Source organism: Pandoraea pnomenusa, from assembly GCF_040391475.1.
Lineage (GTDB): Bacteria > Pseudomonadota > Gammaproteobacteria > Burkholderiales > Burkholderiaceae > Pandoraea > Pandoraea pnomenusa_C.
This window is the reverse complement of the sequence record NZ_JBEBXS010000020.1, coordinates 41,434-61,186: the sequence shown is the minus strand read 5'-3', so window position 1 is coordinate 61,186 and position 19,753 is coordinate 41,434. Positions and strand designations below refer to the sequence as shown.

At 65.3% G+C, this 19,753-nt stretch carries 16 protein-coding genes; 7 read left to right on the top strand and 9 right to left on the bottom strand.

Going from position 1 to position 19,753, the window contains the following annotated elements:
- Positions 1-95: 95 nt before the first annotated feature.
- Positions 96-1,004 (bottom strand): pirin-like C-terminal cupin domain-containing protein, encoded by a 909-nt coding sequence (locus ABWO90_RS19175; RefSeq protein ID WP_353192816.1) that lies wholly within the window; start codon positions 1,002-1,004, stop codon positions 96-98.
- Between the two features lie 40 nt (positions 1,005-1,044).
- Positions 1,045-1,644 carry an FMN-dependent NADH-azoreductase gene (locus ABWO90_RS19170; RefSeq protein WP_353192815.1) on the bottom strand — a complete coding sequence of 200 codons (600 nt, stop codon included), beginning with the start codon at positions 1,642-1,644 and terminating at the stop codon, positions 1,045-1,047.
- A 237-nt stretch (positions 1,645-1,881) separates the two neighbouring features.
- On the opposite strand from ABWO90_RS19170, the gene ABWO90_RS19165 reads away from it, so the two are divergent.
- On the top strand, positions 1,882-2,820 hold the full coding sequence (locus tag ABWO90_RS19165) for a LysR family transcriptional regulator (protein WP_353192814.1): 939 nt from the start codon (positions 1,882-1,884) through the stop codon (positions 2,818-2,820).
- Positions 2,821-2,854: 34 nt separating this feature from the next.
- Here the strand turns inward: ABWO90_RS19165 and ABWO90_RS19160 are convergent, their stop codons facing one another.
- From ABWO90_RS19160 to ABWO90_RS19150, 3 genes are all read right to left on the bottom strand, one after another.
- Positions 2,855-4,669: a M61 family metallopeptidase gene (locus ABWO90_RS19160; protein WP_353192813.1), complete on the bottom strand. Its 1,815-nt coding sequence runs from the start codon at positions 4,667-4,669 to the stop codon at positions 2,855-2,857.
- Between the two features lie 82 nt (positions 4,670-4,751).
- Positions 4,752-5,516 carry a DsbC family protein gene (locus ABWO90_RS19155; RefSeq protein WP_353192812.1) on the bottom strand — a complete coding sequence of 255 codons (765 nt, stop codon included), beginning with the start codon at positions 5,514-5,516 and terminating at the stop codon, positions 4,752-4,754.
- Positions 5,517-5,601: 85 nt separating this feature from the next.
- Positions 5,602-6,789, bottom strand: coding sequence for a UbiH/UbiF family hydroxylase (locus ABWO90_RS19150; protein WP_353192811.1), 1,188 nt, complete (start codon positions 6,787-6,789; stop codon positions 5,602-5,604).
- A 187-nt stretch (positions 6,790-6,976) separates the two neighbouring features.
- Here ABWO90_RS19150 and ypfJ point away from each other — a divergent pair, with 187 nt between their 5' ends.
- Positions 6,977-7,846 (top strand): KPN_02809 family neutral zinc metallopeptidase, encoded by an 870-nt coding sequence (gene ypfJ / locus ABWO90_RS19145; RefSeq protein ID WP_353192810.1) that lies wholly within the window; start codon positions 6,977-6,979, stop codon positions 7,844-7,846.
- Positions 7,847-7,983: 137 nt separating this feature from the next.
- Complete coding sequence (ychF, locus tag ABWO90_RS19140) at positions 7,984-9,078, top strand: redox-regulated ATPase YchF (RefSeq protein ID WP_353192809.1); 1,095 nt, start codon at positions 7,984-7,986, stop codon at positions 9,076-9,078.
- Between the two features lie 101 nt (positions 9,079-9,179).
- On the opposite strand, the gene ABWO90_RS19135 is transcribed toward ychF, so the two are convergent.
- Both ABWO90_RS19135 and ABWO90_RS19130 read right to left on the bottom strand, forming a co-directional pair.
- Positions 9,180-9,602: a GNAT family N-acetyltransferase gene (locus ABWO90_RS19135; protein ID WP_353192808.1), complete on the bottom strand. Its 423-nt coding sequence runs from the start codon at positions 9,600-9,602 to the stop codon at positions 9,180-9,182.
- 11 nt (positions 9,603-9,613) lie between these two features.
- Positions 9,614-10,270 (bottom strand): GntR family transcriptional regulator, encoded by a 657-nt coding sequence (locus tag ABWO90_RS19130; RefSeq protein WP_353192807.1) that lies wholly within the window; start codon positions 10,268-10,270, stop codon positions 9,614-9,616.
- A gap of 70 nt (positions 10,271-10,340) precedes the next feature.
- On the opposite strand from ABWO90_RS19130, the gene ABWO90_RS19125 reads away from it, so the two are divergent.
- From ABWO90_RS19125 to ABWO90_RS19110, 4 genes are all read left to right on the top strand, one after another.
- The gene (locus tag ABWO90_RS19125) at positions 10,341-11,897 is read left to right on the top strand and encodes an SLC13 family permease (protein ID WP_353192806.1); all 1,557 of its coding nucleotides are present in this window, start codon (positions 10,341-10,343) and stop codon (positions 11,895-11,897) included.
- Positions 11,898-12,380: 483 nt separating this feature from the next.
- Positions 12,381-13,703, top strand: coding sequence for a glycosyltransferase family 87 protein (locus ABWO90_RS19120; protein ID WP_353192805.1), 1,323 nt, complete (start codon positions 12,381-12,383; stop codon positions 13,701-13,703).
- 41 nt (positions 13,704-13,744) lie between these two features.
- Positions 13,745-14,830, top strand: a complete 1,086-nt coding sequence (locus ABWO90_RS19115) for a glycosyltransferase family 2 protein (protein WP_502922663.1) — start codon at positions 13,745-13,747, stop codon at positions 14,828-14,830.
- A 258-nt stretch (positions 14,831-15,088) separates the two neighbouring features.
- Complete coding sequence (locus tag ABWO90_RS19110) at positions 15,089-17,524, top strand: penicillin acylase family protein (RefSeq protein ID WP_353192803.1); 2,436 nt, start codon at positions 15,089-15,091, stop codon at positions 17,522-17,524.
- Between the two features lie 133 nt (positions 17,525-17,657).
- Here ABWO90_RS19110 and ABWO90_RS19105 read toward each other — a convergent pair whose 3' ends face one another.
- Positions 17,658-19,157, bottom strand: coding sequence for an MDR family MFS transporter (locus ABWO90_RS19105; RefSeq protein ID WP_353192802.1), 1,500 nt, complete (start codon positions 19,155-19,157; stop codon positions 17,658-17,660).
- Positions 19,158-19,431: 274 nt separating this feature from the next.
- Positions 19,432-19,686: a GlsB/YeaQ/YmgE family stress response membrane protein gene (locus ABWO90_RS19100; RefSeq protein ID WP_353192801.1), complete on the bottom strand. Its 255-nt coding sequence runs from the start codon at positions 19,684-19,686 to the stop codon at positions 19,432-19,434.
- Positions 19,687-19,753 lie beyond the last annotated feature (67 nt).

Sequence of the window (19,753 nt, the reverse complement as noted above, 5' to 3'; positions counted from 1 at the left end):
TGACGTAGCGCGCTTCCCGTCATCGGGAAGCACGACAAAAAGGGGGATCCGGACAACATGCCGGATCCCCCTTTTTCATTCAGGACGGTTCGTGCTTATTCGTTCGTTTCGGCGACAGGCGCAAGCGTGCCCATCGAACCTTGTTGATAGCGCCGCGTGAGCGCCACGAGATCGCTCTCGTCGCTCGCGGCGAAGTTGCCGCGATACACCACGGGCTCGCCAAGCGGTTCGCCGCCCGCGAGCATCATTCGCGCTCCGGTGCTTCCGGCCAGTTGCCAGGTGCCGGGCGTCAGCAGCAGCGCCTGTGCGCCACCGCTCTGCGCGCGCAGCGCGTGTCCGGCAAGCGCCGCGTCGCCCTGCGCCATCAGCGCGATCCAGCGACGTCCGTCGCACGGGATTTCGAGCGTGCTCAGTGCATCGCCGCGCCAATCGAGTTGCAGCAGCGTCGTTCGTTCGCCTTCGGCGCGCGCCACAACGCGCTCGCCCCACTGACCGCAGATCAACGTCCAATCGACGTCGCCGTCTTGCCAACGCGGCATGTCTTCCGAGCGAACCACCGTCTGCGAGGGCGCACCGTGGGCATGACGTCCGGCACGGTTGACGACCACCCGCACGCCGCGCGCGATTTCGCAGGCATTGGCGGGGGCGTCTTCGTGCACGGTGCCGCAGTTCGTTTCGAGCCACAGCAAATCGCCCGGGCGCACCCCGTCATCGCCGCCATGCGCGTGACGGCTGCGCAGCGTGGTCGTCGATTCCGGAAACAGGTAGGTGGCCACCACACATCCGGCGTGCGGATGCGGCGGTATGCAAGCGCCTTGACGGCGAAAGATGTCGATCGACAGAAACGGGTCCGTCTCGTCGACCTGATCGAAAACACCCGCCCCCGCGGCCGCGGCACAGCGGCCGGGGCGGGAGACGGGAAGCACGCGCGGCATGGCCCGCGCACCGGCATGGGCGGCCGGGCGCCTGGTCAGACGCGGATGCAGGGGCGTCGGATGGGCCATTTGGGGGGCGCCTGCGCGTGCGAGAGACGTCTTGGAACGATTACAGCGCGGCGATGGCGTCGCGAGCGTCCTTGAAGCCGGCGGCGGCCGATTCCGGGCCGCGTGCCAGACCTTCGGCGAAGATGAACGTCACGTCCGTCATGCCGAGGAAGCCGAGAATCGTCTTGAGGTACGGCGTCTGGCTGTCAGCCGGCGTGTCCTTGTAGTTGCCGCCGCGCGCAAACGCCACGATCACTTTCTTGCCCTGGATCAGGCCTTCCACGCTGCCGTCTTCACGGTAACGGAAGGTCACGCGGGCACGGGCGATCCAGTCGAAGTAGGCCTTGAGCTGCGTCGGCACCTGGAAGTTGTACAGCGGCACGCCGAACACGACATAGTCGGCTGCCTGAATTTCGGCGATCAGCTCGTCGCTGCGCGCGATGATGGCCTTCTGTTCGGCCGAGCGCTGGTCTTCCGGCGTGAAGAACGCACCGATCACGGCTTCGTCGAGGTGGGGCACGCCGTCGTTCAGCAGGTCGCGCACGACAACCTTGGCGCCCGGGTTCTTGGCAACCAGTTGCGACACCGATTCGTTGGCGAGCGTGGTCGAGTTGGCGCCTTGCGAGCGGGCAGCGGAATTGATTTGCAGAATGGTGGTCATTTCTCGGCTCCTGAGCCTGGGGTGTTCGAAAATCCGTTCGCGCTGCGACCCCATCTCTGGGTTGCCTTGCGTTGCGCGTCGGCTTGGGATGAATTCTAGTTACCCACAAAAATGAAACAAGCCGGTAAAATCGAATTGTTTGTTCCCTTTTTGGAACAATGGCCAAGACCCTTTTCCGCCCTGCTTTGGGAGCCTGACTCCCCTGCCGAATGAACGCGTCACCGAGGAGCGCGCGCGATGATTGACGATCTGAATGACATGCTGATCTTCGCGGAGGTCGTGCGCTCGGGCAGTATTACGCGCGCGGGCGAACGGCTCGACCTGCCGAAGGCGACGGTGAGTCGCCGGCTGTCGCGACTCGAAACGCGACTGGGCACCAAGCTGCTGCACAAGACTACGCGACGACTCGAACTGACGGAAGTCGGCGAAGCGTATTACGAGCGCTGTCTGCCGATTCTCGAAGAGGTGGAAGAGACGCGGGACTTCGCCTCGCAACTGTCGAGCAAGCCCCGCGGACGTCTGCGCATTACCGCGCCCGCCGACTTCGCCACGCAATGGCTGGCCGTACCGTTGGCCACCTTCTGCGCGGCTTATCCGGAGATCACGGTCGACGTCGACCTGAGCTCGCGGCAGGTCGACCTGATTGCCGAGCGCGTCGATGTCGCCATTCGCGCAGGACAGCTCTCCGATTCCACGCTCGTGGCACGTCCGTTACTCATGCTGACGCGCAGCCTGTATGCGAGTCCGCTGTATCTGAGCGCGACCGGCCTGCCGGCGACGCCCGACGAACTGGAAGGCCACCGCTTCGTGATCCTGCAGGGCTCGCGGCGCCTGTTCACGTCGGACACGCTGCACAAGGGACGCCAGCGCGTGGACATCACGATGCAGGGCGCGATTCAGGTCAACAGCATGGGGATGGTCAAGGAGATGGCACTCGCGGGCAGCGGTATCGCGGCGCTCACGGACATTCTGGCCGAAGATGCCCTGCGCACCGGACGGCTCGTGAAAGTGCTGCCGGATTGGTCGCTGCCCGAGAGCCCGGTGAATCTGGTCACGCCGTCGAGGCGCTTCCTGCCGCGCAAGACCCAGGCGTTCATCGAGCACATGCTCGCGGTCGCCCGGACTTGCCCCGAGGAGAATCGGGACCCGGCGGTGCCGGGTCCGATAGTCCAATAGTCCGATAGGCGCCTGACGTCAGCGCATTAGCGCGTCAGGCCGACAGCCACTTCCCGCGACGCAACGCAGCAGCGCGGTCGCGTGTCTCGGCAATGCGGTATTGCGAGATTTCCGGGGCGTCGAGCGTCAGCGCCGTCTCGCGCAGTTCGTCGCGACGGAACGCGTGCACGCTCACACGATCTCCCGCGCGATAGCGTTCAAGCAACTTGTCGAGATTGCCTGACGTCACGCGCAGGCCGTCGATGGCGACGAGCACATCGCCCGCCGACAGTCCGGCCGCCTGTGCCGCACCGCCGTCGAGCACCTGCGACAGCGTCAGATCGCCGCCGCGCTTCGCCGTCTTCGCGCCCAGCGCCGGACGTCCGTTTTCCGGCTTGACCGGTTCGAGCGTCAAGCCGACGCGCGCCAGCAACGACGCCAGCGGCAGATCGCGCGTACCGTTGATCGCCGTGGCGAAGAACGCCGACAGATCGAGTCCCGAGACTTCTTCGAACAAGGGCTGTACGGCGTCTTCGTCGATGCCGACAGGCGTGCCGCGATAGAAGTCGCGGCCATACCGTTGCCAAAGCGCACGCATGACATCGTCGAGCGACTTCTGGCCGCGGGTCTGCGAGCGGATCGTCAGGTCGAGGGCCAGCGCCACAAGCGAACCCTTCGTGTAGTAGCTCACGATAGCATTCGGCGCGTTCTCATCCTGACGGTAATACTTGGTCCACGCGTCGAACGAACTCTCGGCCACGGTCTGCTTGAGTCGACCGCTGCCGCGCATGACGTTCGCCACCGTCTTGGCGACCAGTTCGTAGTACGCCGACGATTCGATCACGCCGCTGCGCACGAGCATCAGATCGTCGTAGTACGACGTGAAGCCTTCGAACAGCCACAGCAAGCGCGTGTAGCTTTCCTGATCCAGCGTGTACGGCGCGAACACGGCCGGCTTGATCCGCTTGACGTTCCACGTGTGGAAGTATTCGTGACTCACGAGGCCGAGGAAGCCGCGATACGCGTCGCTCATGCGCGCCTGGCCCTGCACGGGCAGGTCGTTGCGGCTCGCCAGCAACGCGGTCGACGCGCGGTGCTCCAGACCGCCGTAGCCATCGCCCACCGTCATGAGCAGGAAGACGTAGCGCGACATCGGCACCCGCGAGCGCGAACTGGCGCCCGGCTCGAACAGGCGGATCTGCGACTCGCAGATCTTCTTCATGTCGCGCAGCAGACGATCGAGGTCGAGGTTCGGCACCGGCCCGGTGATCGCGACCTCATGCGTTACGCCGCACGCCTTGAACGTGCCGTGAACGAACGTACCCATTTCGACCGGCGAGTCGATCAGCTCGTCGTAGTCGACGGCCAGATAGCGCCCGAAGTCGAGCGCCGCCGTGCCTTCGGCCGGTTCCAGCGCGGTGGCGACGCGCCACGCCTTGAACGCAGCACCACGCGGACGCAGCACATCCACTTCGCACGGCGCGTGCGCCTGCCCTTCCACCTTCAGGAACACGCTCGTGCCGTTGAAGAAGCCGTGGGTGTCGTCGAGATGCGCGGCGCGCACCGACAGATCCCATGCGTACACCTCGTACGTCACGATCAGCGTTCCCTTGCACGGCGCAGCCTGCCACGTGTGCTTGTCGAGCTTGTCGAACGCGACCTTGCGGCCACGGCATGTCGCGCCGATGGTCACGATGTTGCGGGCGAACTCGCGCACCATGTAGCTGCCGGGAATCCAGGCCGGCAGCGTGAAGCGCTGACCTTCGGGGGCAGGGTTCGAGACCGTGACGGTCACTTCGAACAGGTGAGCGGCGGGAGATTTCGGAACGATCGCGTACCGAATGGCGGGAGCAGCGGACAGAGCTTTCATGACGTAGCGGCTTCTTGTTGTCGGGGGGAATGCCGGGCGCGGATGAGCGCGCCCGGACGCAGGTCGCGCGCGGGTCGGAGGGTCACTTGACCGTGGAGAGCGCCTTTTCCAGTTCTTCGGCAGGCACGGCGCCCGGCAGACGACGGCCGTCGGTCAGGATGATCGTGGGGGTGCCGGTGATGTTGAGCTGGTGACCCAGCACAACGTTCTGCTTGACGGCGCCGTCGTCGCACTTGGCGTTCGGTGCGGGCGGCTCCTTCTTGTCGAGCATCCAGTCATGCCAGGCCTTGAGCGGGTCCGGCGCGCACCAGATCGCCTTCGACTTGGTGTCCGAGTTCGGTCCGAGCACCGGATACAGGAAGGTGTAGACAGTGACGTTGTCGATCTTCGACGACTTCAGCGTCTCTTCGAAGCGCTTGCAGTATGGGCAGTTCGGATCGGAGAACACGGCGATCTTGCGGCTGCCGTTGCCCTTCACGTACTTGAAGGCACGGTCGAGCGGCAGCTTGGAGAAGTCGATCTTGTTGAGTTCCGATTGGCGCGCTTCGGTCAGGTTCTGACGCGTTTTGGTATCGACGAGGTTCCCGCCGAGGATCACGTATTGCGCCTTCTCGTCGGCATAGAGGATCTCACCGCCGATGGACACTTCGTAGAGCCCCGGGATCGGCGTGCGCGCCACCGACTTGATCGGCGCGTCGGCGCCGAGCGTCTTTTGCACGGCGGACTTCACACGATCGAGCGTCGCGTCGGCCTTGCCTTGCGCCAGCGCGGACGTCGTGAAAGTTGCGGCGCAGACTGCCGTCAGACCGAACGCTGCGAGCGCCGCGGCGCGAGTACGTTGCAACATCGAAAATCTCCAGAAGTGTGTCGAGCGAGAGCGCGTGCGGCGAAGGCCGAAACGTGCGCCCGATGGATCGGATGGGTCGGATGGGTCAGCCCAGGGCGCGGCCGATCAGGAATTTCTTCACGAACGGCAGCATGTTCACGCTGTCGAGACCGGCATTGCGCACGAACTTCGCGAGCGGGCTGCTCGTCGAGAACAGCTTGTGCAGGCCATCGGTCGTGAACGCCATGCTGCCGATGTCTTCCTTGCGCGCGCGCTCGTAACGGCGCAGCACGGCGGCGTCGCCGCAATCGCGGAACGACTCGCGCCCTGCGAGCGCGTCGCCGAGCGCCGCCACGTCGCGCAGCCCGAGATTCATGCCTTGCCCCGCAAGCGGATGCACCACGTGGGCCGCATCCCCGATCAATGCGACGCGCGGCGCAATCAGCCGCTTCGCCTGCGAAAGCACCAACGGGAAGCCCTGAGCGCGCACTGAGACCGGCGTCAGGCGGCCGAGTTCACTGTGAGAATACGTCTCGATGCGTTCGGCGAGCGCTTTGGGATCGAGCGCAAGCAGGTGATTCGCGTGATCGTCGGCGGCCGACCAGACCAGCGAGACATGTTGGTCGGGCAACGGCAGCAACGCGATGATCTCGCCGTCGTGGAACCATTGGAACGCCGTATCGCGATGCGGACGTTCCGCGCGGAAGTTGCACACCACGCCGAGTTGCTCGTAGGGACGCACGGAGCCGTCGAGACCCGCGGTGCGGCGCACCCACGAATGGGCGCCATCGGCACCGACCACGAGCGCGGCGCGCAGCGTCTTGCCATCCGACAGGCGCACGGATGCGGCGTCGGCGTCGACTTCAAGCGCATCGGCGCGGGCATCGAGCCATTGCACCTGCGGGGAGAAACGCAGGGCGGCATCGAGCGCGCGTTCCAGATTCGACGATTCGGCGATCCAGGCGAGTTGCGGCACGGCGGCCTGATACGCGGAAAAGTGCAGACTACCGCGTTCGTCGCCGAAGACTTCCATGTCGTAGACGGGATTCACGCGCGCGGGATCGACCGCCTGCCAGACACGCATGCGCTCGAACAGCGCTTGCGAGCTAGACGACAGCGAGTAGATGCGGGCGTCCCACATGTCGCCCGGGGCGGGCGCTGCGGCGGCCGGCTGGGCGAGCAGTGCGACGGACAGGCGTGCCTGCGAGAGCAGCAAGGCGGCGGCCTTGCCGACCAGACCGCCACCGACGACGACCACGTCGTGCGTTTGGCTGGAAGTGTGCGTTTGGGACATGCGGCGAATGCAGCGCCAGCGCATGAATCGCGCGAGCCGGCTGGTTCAGAAAACGAGATGGCGTATTGTCGCACGCCTTGTGCGGCAGCGATGGCCCGGCGCCCCGGCACGGCTGGGACACAGCGTCGCATGTCGAATCCCGGCGCTATACTGGCGCGCATAGTGAATATCGAAAGGGACTCCTGCCATGCGCCTCGACAACGAATCCGAAAGCCAGAACGTCGAAGATCGGCGGGGCGGCGGCTTTGGCGGACGCGCCACCATCGGCATCGGCACGATCGTCGTGGCGCTGGCCGCGTCCTACTTCTTCGGCATCGACCCGCGCGTCATCATTCAGGGCTCGCAGATGATCCAGGGGCAGACGCAGTCGCAGCCCCAGTCGAACCCGAATGCCGCCCCGGCCAACGACCCGCAGACCGTCTTCACGCGCAAGGTGCTCGGCAACATCGAGCGCACGTGGACAACCGTCTTCCCGCAGCAGTTGAACCGTCAATATGTGGCGCCGAAGCTCGTGCTGTTCAGTGGCGCAACCCCGACCGCGTGCGGCACCGGGCAGACGGCGATGGGCCCGTTCTACTGCCCGGGCGACAGCAAGGTCTACATCGATCTGGCCTTCTACGACGAACTGCGGCAGCGCTTCGGTGCAGGCGGCGACTTCGCGCAGGCTTACGTGATCGCTCATGAGGTCGGCCATCACGTCCAGAATCTGCTGGGTATCTCCGGGAAGTTCGACGAATTGCGCGGCCGCATGAGCGAAGCGCAGGCGAACGCCCTGTCGGTGCGGCTGGAGTTGCAGGCCGACTGCTTTGCCGGGGTCTGGGCGAACAATGCGGCCAAGGCCAACGACCAGTTGCTGGAGCCGGGCGACATCGAGCAGGGCCTGAAGACGGCGGCCGCGATCGGCGACGATCGTTTGCAGCAGCAGTCGCAGGGCCGCGTGGTGCCGGAATCGTTCACGCACGGCACGAGTGCGCAGCGCGTCTACTGGCTGCGTCAGGGCCTGCAATACGGCGATGTGCGCAAGTGCGACACGTTCTCGGCCAAACAGTTGAGCTGACGGCGCCGGCCAGCCGAAGTGGGCGGCGATGACGGCAGAACGGGTACAATAGCGGACTTTCCGCGACGCAATGACGGCGCGTTCACAGGCACCATCGCCGGCGCAATCGACGCCGCTTCGGATACACAGGATTTAGCATGAGCCTCAAATGCGGCATCGTCGGCTTGCCCAACGTCGGCAAATCGACCCTTTTCAACGCGCTGACCAAAGCCGGCATCGCTGCCGAGAACTATCCGTTCTGCACCATCGAGCCGAACGTCGGCGTGGTGGAAGTGCCGGATCCGCGTCTGGCCAAGCTGGCCGAGATCGTCAAGCCGGAGCGCATTCTGCCGGCAACGGTGGAGTTCGTGGACATCGCCGGCCTGGTCGCAGGCGCCTCGAAGGGTGAAGGGCTGGGCAACCAGTTCCTCGCGAACATCCGCGAAACCGACGCCATCACGCACGTGGTGCGCTGCTTCGAAGACGAAAACGTCATTCACGTCGCGGGCAAGGTGAATCCGATTTCGGACATCGAAGTCATCAACACCGAACTGGCGCTGGCCGATCTGGGCACCGTCGAGAAAGCGCTGCAGCGTTACACGAAGGCAGCCAGGTCGGGTAACGACAAGGAAGCGGCGAAGCTCGTGGCAGTGCTCGAGAAGGTCGTGCCAGTGCTCAACGAGGCACGTCCGGTGCGCTCGCTCAAGCTCTCGGAAGACGAACTGGCGCTGATCAAGCCGTTCTGCCTCATCACGGCCAAGCCGACGATGTATGTCGCCAACGTGAAGGACGACGGCTTCAAGAACAACCCCCATCTGGACGCCGTGCGCAAGTACGCCGAAGGCGAAAACGCACCGGTGGTCGCCGTGTGCGCGGCCATCGAAGCGGAAATCGCCGACATGGAAGACGCCGACAAAGCGGAATTCCTGGCCGACATGGGCATGGAAGAACCGGGCCTGGATCGCGTGATCCGCGCCGGCTTCAAGCTGCTGGGTCTGCAGACTTACTTCACGGCAGGTGTGAAGGAAGTGCGCGCCTGGACGATCCACGTGGGCGACACGGCCCCGCAGGCCGCCGGCGTGATTCACACGGACTTCGAGCGTGGCTTCATCCGCGCGCAAACCATCGCGTTCGATGACTACATCCAGTACAAGGGCGAACAAGGCGCGAAGGAAGCCGGCAAGATGCGCGCCGAAGGCAAGGAATACGTCGTGCACGACGGCGATGTGATGAACTTCCTGTTCAACGTCTGATATCGACGTTCGGCATCGGCAGTCGCCAGACAAGCCAACACCCCGGTCATCGTGCCGGGGTGTTTTGTTTTGGGGAGCCGGAGACGTGTGTGCAGCGATAACTATTTCACCGCCATTTCAACGAACTCGCCTTCGTCCGACACGCCATGCCCCGTCACGCAAAAGCCATGACGTTCGTAAAAGGCCCTGGCGCGCAGATTCCTGACCAGGCATTTGAGACGGTAGCTGTGTGTGGGCCAATCAGGCAGTGCTTCTAACAACCGCGTGCCCACACCTTGACCTTGCGCGCCCGGCTTCACATAGAGCATATGGATGAAACCGTCGGCGGACCAGACCGAGATGAAACCGAGGATGTCGCCGTCACGAGATTTCGCGACGCGCATTTCCTCCCCCGCAGAATGGGCCGCGAAATCGCTTTCCGCGAATGCCGACGCCGGGAGCCACGTCATCGTCGCGATGCGCACTTCATAGTAGATGTGCGCCAGCGTCGGCAAGTCTGCCGTCGTCGCCGCCTCGACCACCACGCCGGATGCCCTCACCCGTCCCACCCTTCCCGAATGATCCGCGCGATCCGCTCGCCGGTCTGGCGGTTGTGGGCCTCCACCAGCGCGACGGCCCCCGCGTCGTCACCCGCCTGACACAAGCGCAGCAACTCGCGGTGATCGGCATGTGAGCGTTCCGCGTTGCCCGCCGTCTGCCACGACAGGAACAGATAGCGGCCGAGATTCAGCCGCGCCGTTGCCACTTGTTGCTGAAAGTACGGACGCTCCGCCTTCGCGTACAGCATCGCGTGAAACGCCGCATTGCGTGCCACGATGTCCGCGAGTTCGGTCGCCGCCTCCAGCGCGTCGAGCGCCGCCGACGCGCGTGCGATATCCGCGCGAGACAGGTTCGGCATCGCGAGCGCCATCAGCCGTCCCTCCAGGACCGCCCGGAAGTCCGCCAACTCCAGGGCATCGCCCTCCGTCAGCGCCGTCACTACCGTGCCGCGATTGACCCGGCTTGTCGCCAGACCGTCGGCCGCCAGCATCGTCAACGCCTCCCGCACCGGCACATGACTCACGCCCAGCGCCGCCGCCAGATGGTCCTGACGCAACGCCTCGCCCGGCCGCAACTCGCCGCGACCGATCTGCTCGCGCAGCGCCTCGTACGCCCGCTCGACCGCCGTTCCCGTGCCCGATTCCTGAGGCATCGCCCATCCCTCTCGGTTAACTATATACAATCACGATAAATTATATATTATTTAACGACAGGCGACGCCCATGACCCGCCCCCCATCCGCAGCTTCCCGTCCCACGGCGTCGCATGTCGGCGTCGCCGTGGCAGCCGACGCACCACTCGCCGCATCTTCCGCCCGCCCTTCTGCTCCCCCATCTGCCCGCGAGACAGCGCCGCCCAATGCCGCGTCCGCCGACGCATTCGCGCCTCGCCATCTCTGGCGGCATGCCTTGCTCGGCAGCCTCGCAGCCATCGCCGCATTCGCGCTGTCCGCCATCGGGTTGCATGGCAATGTGCTCGCAGTGGCCGTCATCGTGTCGCTCTGCCTGAGCTACTGGGCGACCGGATGGCTGCCGGACTTCCTTGTCTCGCTGCTGTTGATGTTCCTGCTGGCAACCGGCACGTCGCTCGGTGCGAACGTCGTGTTCTCGGGCTTCACCTCCAGCGCATTCTGGCTCGTCTTCAGCGGGGCCGTCATCGGCATGGCGCTCAACGTGACCGGACTGGGCGAACGGGTCGCCTCTCGGCTGGCCGAACATTGCGGCCACGCCTACGGTGCCGCCCTCGCCGGCTTCGTCGCCATCGCCTTTCTGCTCGGCATCGCCATGCCGTCGACGCTCGGACGCATCGCCATCCTCACACCGATCGTCTTGAGCTTTTGCGACCGTGTCGGCCTCGCACCGGGTCGCCCGGGACGCACCGGTCTGCTGCTCGCCACCGCCCTTGCCAGTTGCGAACTCTCGACCGCGATCCTGCCCGCCAACCTGCCCAATCTCGTCATGGCCGGTACCGCCGAAACCGTGCTCGGTCTACGGCTCGGTTACGGTGAATACGCCATCGCCCTCGTGCCGACGCTCGCGCTCGTGCGCGGCGTCGTGCTGGTCGTTGTCGCGATGCGTCTCTTTCCCGATCAACTCAGTCCCGCCGCTCTCGCGAACGCCGACAATGCCGTCTCGCCGCCGATCAGCACGTCCCTGCATTCGAGCGAATGGCGTCTGCTCGCGGCGCTGGCTGCGATGCTCGGTCTCTGGTTGACGGAGCCGTGGCATCACGTGGCGGCAGGCTGGGTCGGGCTCGGCGTGGCGCTTGCCTGCCTCGGCCCACTGCGCCTGGTGAATCCGGACGCCTTCCTCAAGCAGGTCAAGCTCGCACCGCTGTGGTTCGTGGCCGCGATCATCGGATTGACGGCGGCCGTCGATCACGCCGGACTGGCCAACGTGTTGCAGCCCGCGCTGGCCCGGCTCGATCTCGCTCAGATGCCGACCCTGACGGCCTATCTGGTCCTCGTCGCGCTGTCGATTGCCCTGACGTTTCTCGTCACGTCGAACGCCGCCCCCGCGCTCTACACGCCGATGATCCCCATGCTCGCCGCCGGTGCGCCACTGGCCGTGAAGGCAATTCTGCTCACGCAGGCCGTCGGCATATCCACGATCGCACTGCCTTATCAGGCGCCGCCTCTGATCCTTGCGATGGCGCTGGCCGGCATCGGCATTCGCGACGCCACGAAATTCTGTGTCGCCACCGCGCTGTTCTCGCTCGTCACGGTCGTGCCGCTCACCGCACTCTGGTGGCATGGCATCGGCTTCGCCGCGATGTTCTGAGCACGATTTCGCATTTCGTATTTCGCAGATCCACCGCGCAGTCACCGATCCAGCCGCGCACGAATCAAGCGGCCACTCCATCCGCGCGAGGCGACGCAGGGCACACCGCGCCGCGCTGAGACTCGAGTTTTCCTTTCAAACGCCGGTTTGCCACAGCCGTCGCCCGAATCAATGCAAACGCGTCCGTCCCTCGCGCGATTTGATCTTTTCGCAGACCGACTCGTCTAATATGGAAGGCATCGGTCGCGCCGCAAACAAGACGGACAAGAACGTTCGACGTTCAACACAATGCGCGGCCTGCCAGACGGGCACATCTCCTTGCCATGCGCCATTCCGGGAATGCCCGGCTTGAGATGCGCACTCGCGTCCCGCGACAATCGCCGCAACGACAAGACGTCGCACACATCACGTCGCATCACGCCGCATCCATCGCAGTCACCGTAGTCGAGCAACGTCGTTTCATGCAGCCAGGGAGGTTCTTGCATGGCATCGAAGTCGTCGGCCGTTGTGGAATTGGCATCGCGCGAGCGTCGGCATTGGACCGACGATCGTGCCCGCATCCGCCTCTACAGCGGCACGGCGGTATTCGTCGCGCTCGCCCTGATCGGCGTGTGGCTCCATCACCGCTATCTCGTCACCCCACCGAATATCGGCCCCATCGGCCTCGACTTCCTGCCGTTCTGGGGCGCGTCGCATTTCGTCCTCCAGGGCCACGCGCTCGACGCCTACAACATCGAAGTCATGAACCGCGCGCAACTGGCAGCCGAGCCGTGGGCGAAGCAGATGGGCGGCGTCATGCCGTGGCTGTACCCGCCGATCATGATGCTGCTGCTCGCGCCCATCGCCCTGCTGCCGTTCTCATACGCCTACGCGGCCTACGCGCTCGTCGGCTTCGCCCTTTACTACACCGCGCTGCGCCGCACCGCCCCGTGGCGCGATGCGCGTCTGGCCATCGTGGGTTTCCCGGGCGTGCTGCTCGTGATCGTGGCGGGACAGATCGCGCTCTACACCACCGCCCTCGCCGGTTTTTCGCTGGCCTTGCTGCGCAAACGTCCGGTGCTGGCGGGTGTGATCGCCGGCCTGCTCTTCGTCAAACCGCACATCGCAGTGCTCTTTCCGCTCGCCTTCCTCTGCGCCCGCGCATGGCGCGCACTGGCCGCCTGCATCGTGACGGTCATCGCGACCACATTGCTGGCCGCCGCCGTCTTCGGCCTCGAGGTCTACCCGACGTTCCTTCACGCCACGACGTTCGCACGCCAGAGCATCGTCGACGGCACGGCGCAACTCTCGCGCGTGCCTACCGTCTTCGTCATGACCCGCATGCTCGGCGCCTCGCTCACCGTGGCCACGATCGCGCATGGCGCGATCGCGCTGGGTGCCGTGGCATTGATGATCGACTTCTGGCGGCGTGCGACAGCCTTTGCCTTGCGCGCGGCCATGCTCATGTGCGCGACGGTGCTCGTCAGCCCGTACCTCTACGACTACGATCTCGCCGTGCTGGCGCTCGTCGTCGCCTGGTATGTGCGCGACGGCATGGCGCGCGGCTGGCTGCGCGGCGAGCGCGAGTGGCTCGTGGTGGTGTGGCTCTCGCCGTCGTTCGGCCTGCTCGGCGTGCTGCACATCGGTTTCCAGTTCATGCCGTTCGTCCCGCTGATCACGCTCGCCATGCTGTGGCGGCGTCGGCGCCGTCTTGCGCAAGTGCCGGACGCGCCGGACGCGCCTAACGGTCCGCCCTCGCCCGACACCGTCGTCGCGCTGCGCCGCCGCGCCGGTGCGTCCGCCATCACGCCTGCGTTCATGAGGTAATCGCCATGCCCCGCGCCGCCGATGCCACCGATCGCCCCCCGCTGCCGTCCACGCTACGCACGTCGCTGATTTCGCTCGTGGTCCCTTGCCACAACGAAGCCCCGGCGCTTGCCCGGTTCCATCGCACGCTGACACAGGCCCTCGACACCGTGCCCGACGCGCGCTTCGAGATTGTCTTCGTGAACGACGGCAGCACCGACGACACCCTGAGCACACTGCTCGCGCTACGCCGGGCCGACGCACGCATTCGCATCATCGACTTCACGCGCAACTTCGGGAAGGAAGCCGCATTGAGCGCCGGTATCGACGAAGCCCGGGGCGAGGCCGTCATTCCCATCGACGCGGATCTGCAGGACCCGCCCGCGCTCATTCCCGTGATGATCGAGCGCTGGCGCAACGGTGCGGAAGTGGTGCTCGCCAAACGCACGAATCGCGCGAGCGACAGCTTCGCCAAACGCGTGGCCGCAGGTTTGTATTACCGCGTGCACAACCGTCTGTCGGAAGTGAAACTGCCGGAGAACGTCGGCGATTTCCGGTTGATGGACCGGCGTGTGGTGACGGCCTTGCGCCGTCTGCCCGAGCGCCGCCGCTTCATGAAGGGCCTGTTCGCGTGGGTCGGATTCCCTACCGAAGTCGTGGAATACGTGCGCGATCCGCGCGCCGCCGGCGAATCGAAATTCTCCGGCTGGCGGCTGTGGAATTTCGCGCTCGAAGGCATTACCAGTTTCAGTACCGTGCCGCTGCGGTGCTGGACATACATCGGCGTCTCGCTGGCCTTCCTCTCACTCGCCTACGGCAGCTACATCACACTGCGCACGATCATCCACGGTGTCGACGTGCCCGGCTATGCGTCGCTGCTCGTCGGCATCCTGTTCCTCGGTGGCATCCAGTTGGTCGGCATTGGTGTGATCGGCGAATACGTCGGCCGGATCTATTACGAAGCCAAGGGACGTCCGCTGTATCTCGTGCGTCGACGCTATCAATCGAGTGTCAAGGTCAGCCACTTGCCGGCGCGCGCGCCGCTGCATGCCAGCGACGTCAGACCGGCAACGCCGCGAAAGGCGCTGCGTTCGCACGCCTCCGGCCGGTCGCTCGCGTCGCGCACCCATCGGTTCATCATGCGGTGACGACGCCCGTTGCCATCGCCTTTGCGCGGGGTGAGCGGCAATCTCCGACACGTCATTTCCGGTTTATCTGACGATACCGACATCCGTGTGCCTGCACGCGATTTCGCGACTGCCTGCACCTCGTCGCGAGCCGCTTTGCGAAGATGTTAAGAAATTTCTTCCGCACCCCGGAATAGGGCTTGCATGCCTGCGTGATGCGTCTAGGATTGCGTGGTACTCCGCAACAACAAGACCCGCTACAACGACAGGAGGAAGACAATGCAACGCCCCAATGCCATCCACGCCGCGAGTGTCCTGGCCTTTGCCGTCACGACGTGGAGCGCGTCACTGCATGCCGCCGAGACGGCGGCCCCGCCGTCGCAGACGCTCACCGTCGCCGGTCTCTCGCAACCGGCCGACATTCTGATCGACCACAACGGCGTACCGCACATCTTCGCGGCGAACGAGCGCGACGGATTCTTCGTGCAGGGCTTCAACGCCGCGCGCGACCGGTTGTTCCAGATCGACCTCTGGCGCCGTCGCGGGCTCGGGCAGCTATCCGAAGTGTTCGGACGCGCCTACGTCGCGCAGGACGACGCCGCACGCCGCTTCGTCTACCGTGGCGACATGGCCACCGAGTGGCGCCGCTACGGCCCCGACGCACACCCCGCTGCCGAGGCGTTCGCCGCCGGGGTGAATGCCTTCATCGACTGGCTCGCCGCGCATCCCGATCAAATGCCGTACGAATTCCGCAAGGTCGGTTACTGGCCCGCGAAGTGGTCGGCCGAAGACATCGTGCGCATTCGCAGCCACGGCCTCACGCGCAACCTGAAGAGTGAAGTCGCCCGCGCGCGCGTGGTGTGCAAGGCATCGCTCGACGCCGACAGCGTGCGCGTCGGCCTGCAACCGGCGTGGAAGCCGCAAATGCCCGACGGCCTCGATCCGTGCCTGCCGGAAGATCTCCTGAAGGTCTTCGATCTCGCCACGCAGGGTGTGAAGATCACGCGCGATTCGCTGCAACGCGCCGACGCCGATGTCGTGCAGCTCGCGGAGAACGGCCCCTACGACGTGTCGACCGAGTCGGCCGAAGGCAGCAATAACTGGGTGATCTCGCCGCAGAAGTCGGCCACGGGCCGCGCCATCATGGCGAACGACCCGCACCGCGCCTACGCCGCCCCGAGCCTGCGCTACATCGTGCAAGTGAGCACGCCCACGCTCAACCTGATCGGCGCGGGCGAACCGGCGATCCCCGGCGTGGCCATCGGTCATAACGGCACGATCGCCTTCGGCCTCACGATCTTCAACATCGATCAGGAAGACCTCTACGTCTACGAGCTGAACCCCGCCAATCACGACCAGTACCGCTATCGCGGCAAATGGGTGCCGATGCGCACCGTTCACGAGACCATCGACGTGCGCGACGGGGCACCGGTACAGACCGACCTCAAGTTCACGAAGCACGGTCCGGTGATCTATGTTGACGACGCGAAGCATCGCGCCTATGCGGTGCGCACGGCATGGCTCGAGCCCGGCATGTCGCCGTACTTCGACGCCATGCGCTACATGCGCGCGAAGACCTACGCGCAGTTCCAGACCGCGCTCGACACCTGGGGCGCGCCGACCGTCAATCAGGTCTACGCCGACACGGCGGGCAACATCGGCTGGGTGCCGAGCGGCATGGCGCCGATCCGCCCGAACTGGGACGGCCTCATGTCCGTGCCCGGCGACGGCCGCTATGAGTGGGCCGGATTCTGGCGTCGCGATCAGTTGCCGTCGGCATACAACCCGTCGACCGGCTACTTCACCACGTCCAACGAAATGAACATGCCGGCGGGGTACCCGTATGCCGAACGCAAACTCGGCTTCGAGTGGACCAACGGTTCGCGGCACGCGCGCATCGACGAAGTGCTCAAGGCCAAGGACAAGGTCTCGCTCGAAGATTCGGAGCGTTTGCAGAACGACATCGTGTCGATTCCGGCGCGACGTCTGATGGCACTGCTCGCACCGCTCTCCAGCGACGACGCGAACACGGCCGCAGCACTGAAGCTGCTCAAGGGATGGGACGCCCACATGGGCGCAGACTCGGCTCAAGCGGCGCTCGAGGAAGTCTGGTTCAGCCGTCACCTGGGACGCGCGTACAAGAACGCCGTCCTGTCGAAGGACGCTGCCGCAAGCTTCGGCGCACCCGATCCGGCCGCCATGCTCGACGCGCTCGAACAACCTGCGGCCCGCTTCGGCGAGAACGCCGGTGCCAAACGCGACACGGTGCTGCTCTCGAGCCTGGGCGAGGCATGGGATGAGATGGTCAAGCTCCAGGGCGCCGATCCGGGGGCCTGGCAATGGGGCAAGCTCCAGACCAACCTGAACGCACACCCGCTGGCCGACGCCGTCGACGCCGACATGCGCGCAAAGCTCAACGTCGGCCCGCTGCCCAAGGGCGGCAGCCCCTTCACGCCGAACCAGTCGACGTATCGCGTAAGCGACTTCCGCCAGACCAACGGCCCGTCGTTCCGGATCGTGGTCGATGTGGGCAACTGGGACAACACGCGCGCGATGAATCTGCCGGGCGAATCGGGTAACCCCGACAGCCCGCACTATCGCGATCTGGCGCAGAAATGGCTCGACGGCGAGTACTTCAAGCTGCCGTACTCGCGTGCGGCCGTCGAAGCGGCGACGGAGTCGCGCCTGCATCTGGTGCCCGAGGCGTCGCGTTGATGAAACGGCGGACAGCTGTCCGCCAGTCGTCCGGGCGATGAAAGCCCGTCGCAAACAAAACAGCCGGTGAGGTGTCCCACCGGCTGTTTTGTTTTGCCATGTCGCGCTCGAAAGGCGTCAACGGGCGCGCCGATCAATGCCCGCCGGGCACGAACTCCGGCTTCTCGCGCCGGCCGTCACGCGAACGGTCGACGGCGTTCGTCGGCACGAGCAGGAACAGCAGCACCACGCCGATGGAAATAGCGAGGATCGACAGGAATGTCAGGTGCAGCGAGTGTTGCAGCACGGCGCGAATCGCCTGATCGGCCAGCGTCGCCACGCCGCGGTCCTCCAGCACGTGACGCAATTGGTCCGACGTCACCGGCCCCAGTCCGCTCGAATGCGTCAGGCCGAAGTTGAGCACGGCGCCGAAGAGCGTCGCGCCCAGCGTGCTGCCGAGATTGCGCGAAAAGATATTCGACGCCGTGGCACTGCCGCGCTGCGACGGATCGACCAGTTCCTGAATCAGCACGAGCGCACTCACGCTGCCGGTGCCCATCGAGAAGCCCATCAGCAACGAGCCGAAGCCGGCGAGCAGCGGCGAGCTGCTGGGCCCCAGCAATGCAAAGACGATGCCGCCGACCGGCATGAGCAGACTGCCCCCCACGAGAATGCGGCGCAGTCCGTAGCGCGTAAATGTCTTGGCGGCCACCGTCGAACCGATGGGCCAGCCGACCATGATCATGGTCAGCGCCATGCCTGCGACGACCGGCGTCTGGCGCAGCACCCCCTGCGCGTACATCGGCAGGAACGTGGTCAGCCCCATGAGCACCATGCCCGACAGCAGCGTGGCCGCATTGGCCGCCGCGATCGGACGGCGGCTCCACAGCGCGAACGAGATCATCGGGTCCTTCGCGCGGCGCTCCTGCCAGACGAACAGCAGCGAGGCCACCGCAGACACGAGCACACCGGCCCAGACGTGGGTATCGGTGAGGGCATTGGCGTCGGTGAGCGCGATCATGAGGGCCGCCACGGCCACGGTGAAGAACGCCGCGCCCAGCACGTCGATGCTCGGGCGCTGGCGCGGGGCCTCTTCATGCAGGTGGACGATGAAGCCCAGCGCCGCCAGCAACCCGATCGGAATGTTGATCCAGAAGATCCATGCCCACGACAGGTCGCGAATGATGATGCCGCCGAGCATCGGGCCGAGCACGGCCGAAATGGCCCACACGCTCGCCAGATAGCCCTGCACCTTGCCGCGCTCGCTGATCGGGTAGTAGTCGGCGATGATCGTCAGGCTGACCGGCTGGATACAGGCGGCGCCTACGCCCTGCAGCAGCCGGAAGGCGATCATGGCGGGCATCGACCACGCCAGCCCGCCCCCGATCGAGGCGATCAGGAAAACCGCGATGCCCACGAGAATGACCGGCTTGCGTCCGTAGAGATCGGCCAGCTTGCCGAACACTACGGTCATGGCCGTCTGCGCGAGCAGAAACGCGGAAAAGACCCAGCTATAAAGATTCAGGCCGCCGAGCTGGGCGACGATTTGCGGCATTGCCGTCGAGATGATCGTGGCCTCGATGGCGACCATGGACGTGGCCGCCATGACGGACGCCACGATGAACGGCCGCACGGAGTTGCGTGTCGCAGACATGTGATTTTTGATTTTGGGGGATCGGGCGAAACAACTTGCGAGGAGCGACGTCGCGCCCCTGTCAGGCGCAGCCGTCACGCCGAACGGCGGAAGACGGGGATCGAACGCAGCGGCAATATGCCGCACACGTCATCAAGACGACTTGGGCCAGGCGATGCCGACAAGCATAGCCGAATGCGGGATTACGCGTATGGCGTCGACGCGGCGTCCCGATTTCCGAACGTCCGATGCGGCCTATCGTCGCACCGGACGTCCCGAAAAAGTGCGCGCGACGTCAGGCGGTACGGCTGCGCTTGATGGCGCCGTAGATCACCAGCAGGACGATGGCACCGATGATCGAGGCGATCCAGCCGGCCGCCTGCCCTTCGGTGTAGATATGGAGGAACTGCCCGACATATCGGGCGAGCAGCGCGCCCGCAATGCCGAGGATGATGGTCATGATGATGCCCATGCTGTCCCGCCCGGGATGCAGGGCGCGTGCAATGAGGCCAACGATCAGACCGACGACGATAGTGCCGATGATGCCCATGACGTGACTCCAAAGACGGGAACCCGAACGCAGTATAGCCCTGAAATCCCGTCGCGCACCGGCGACA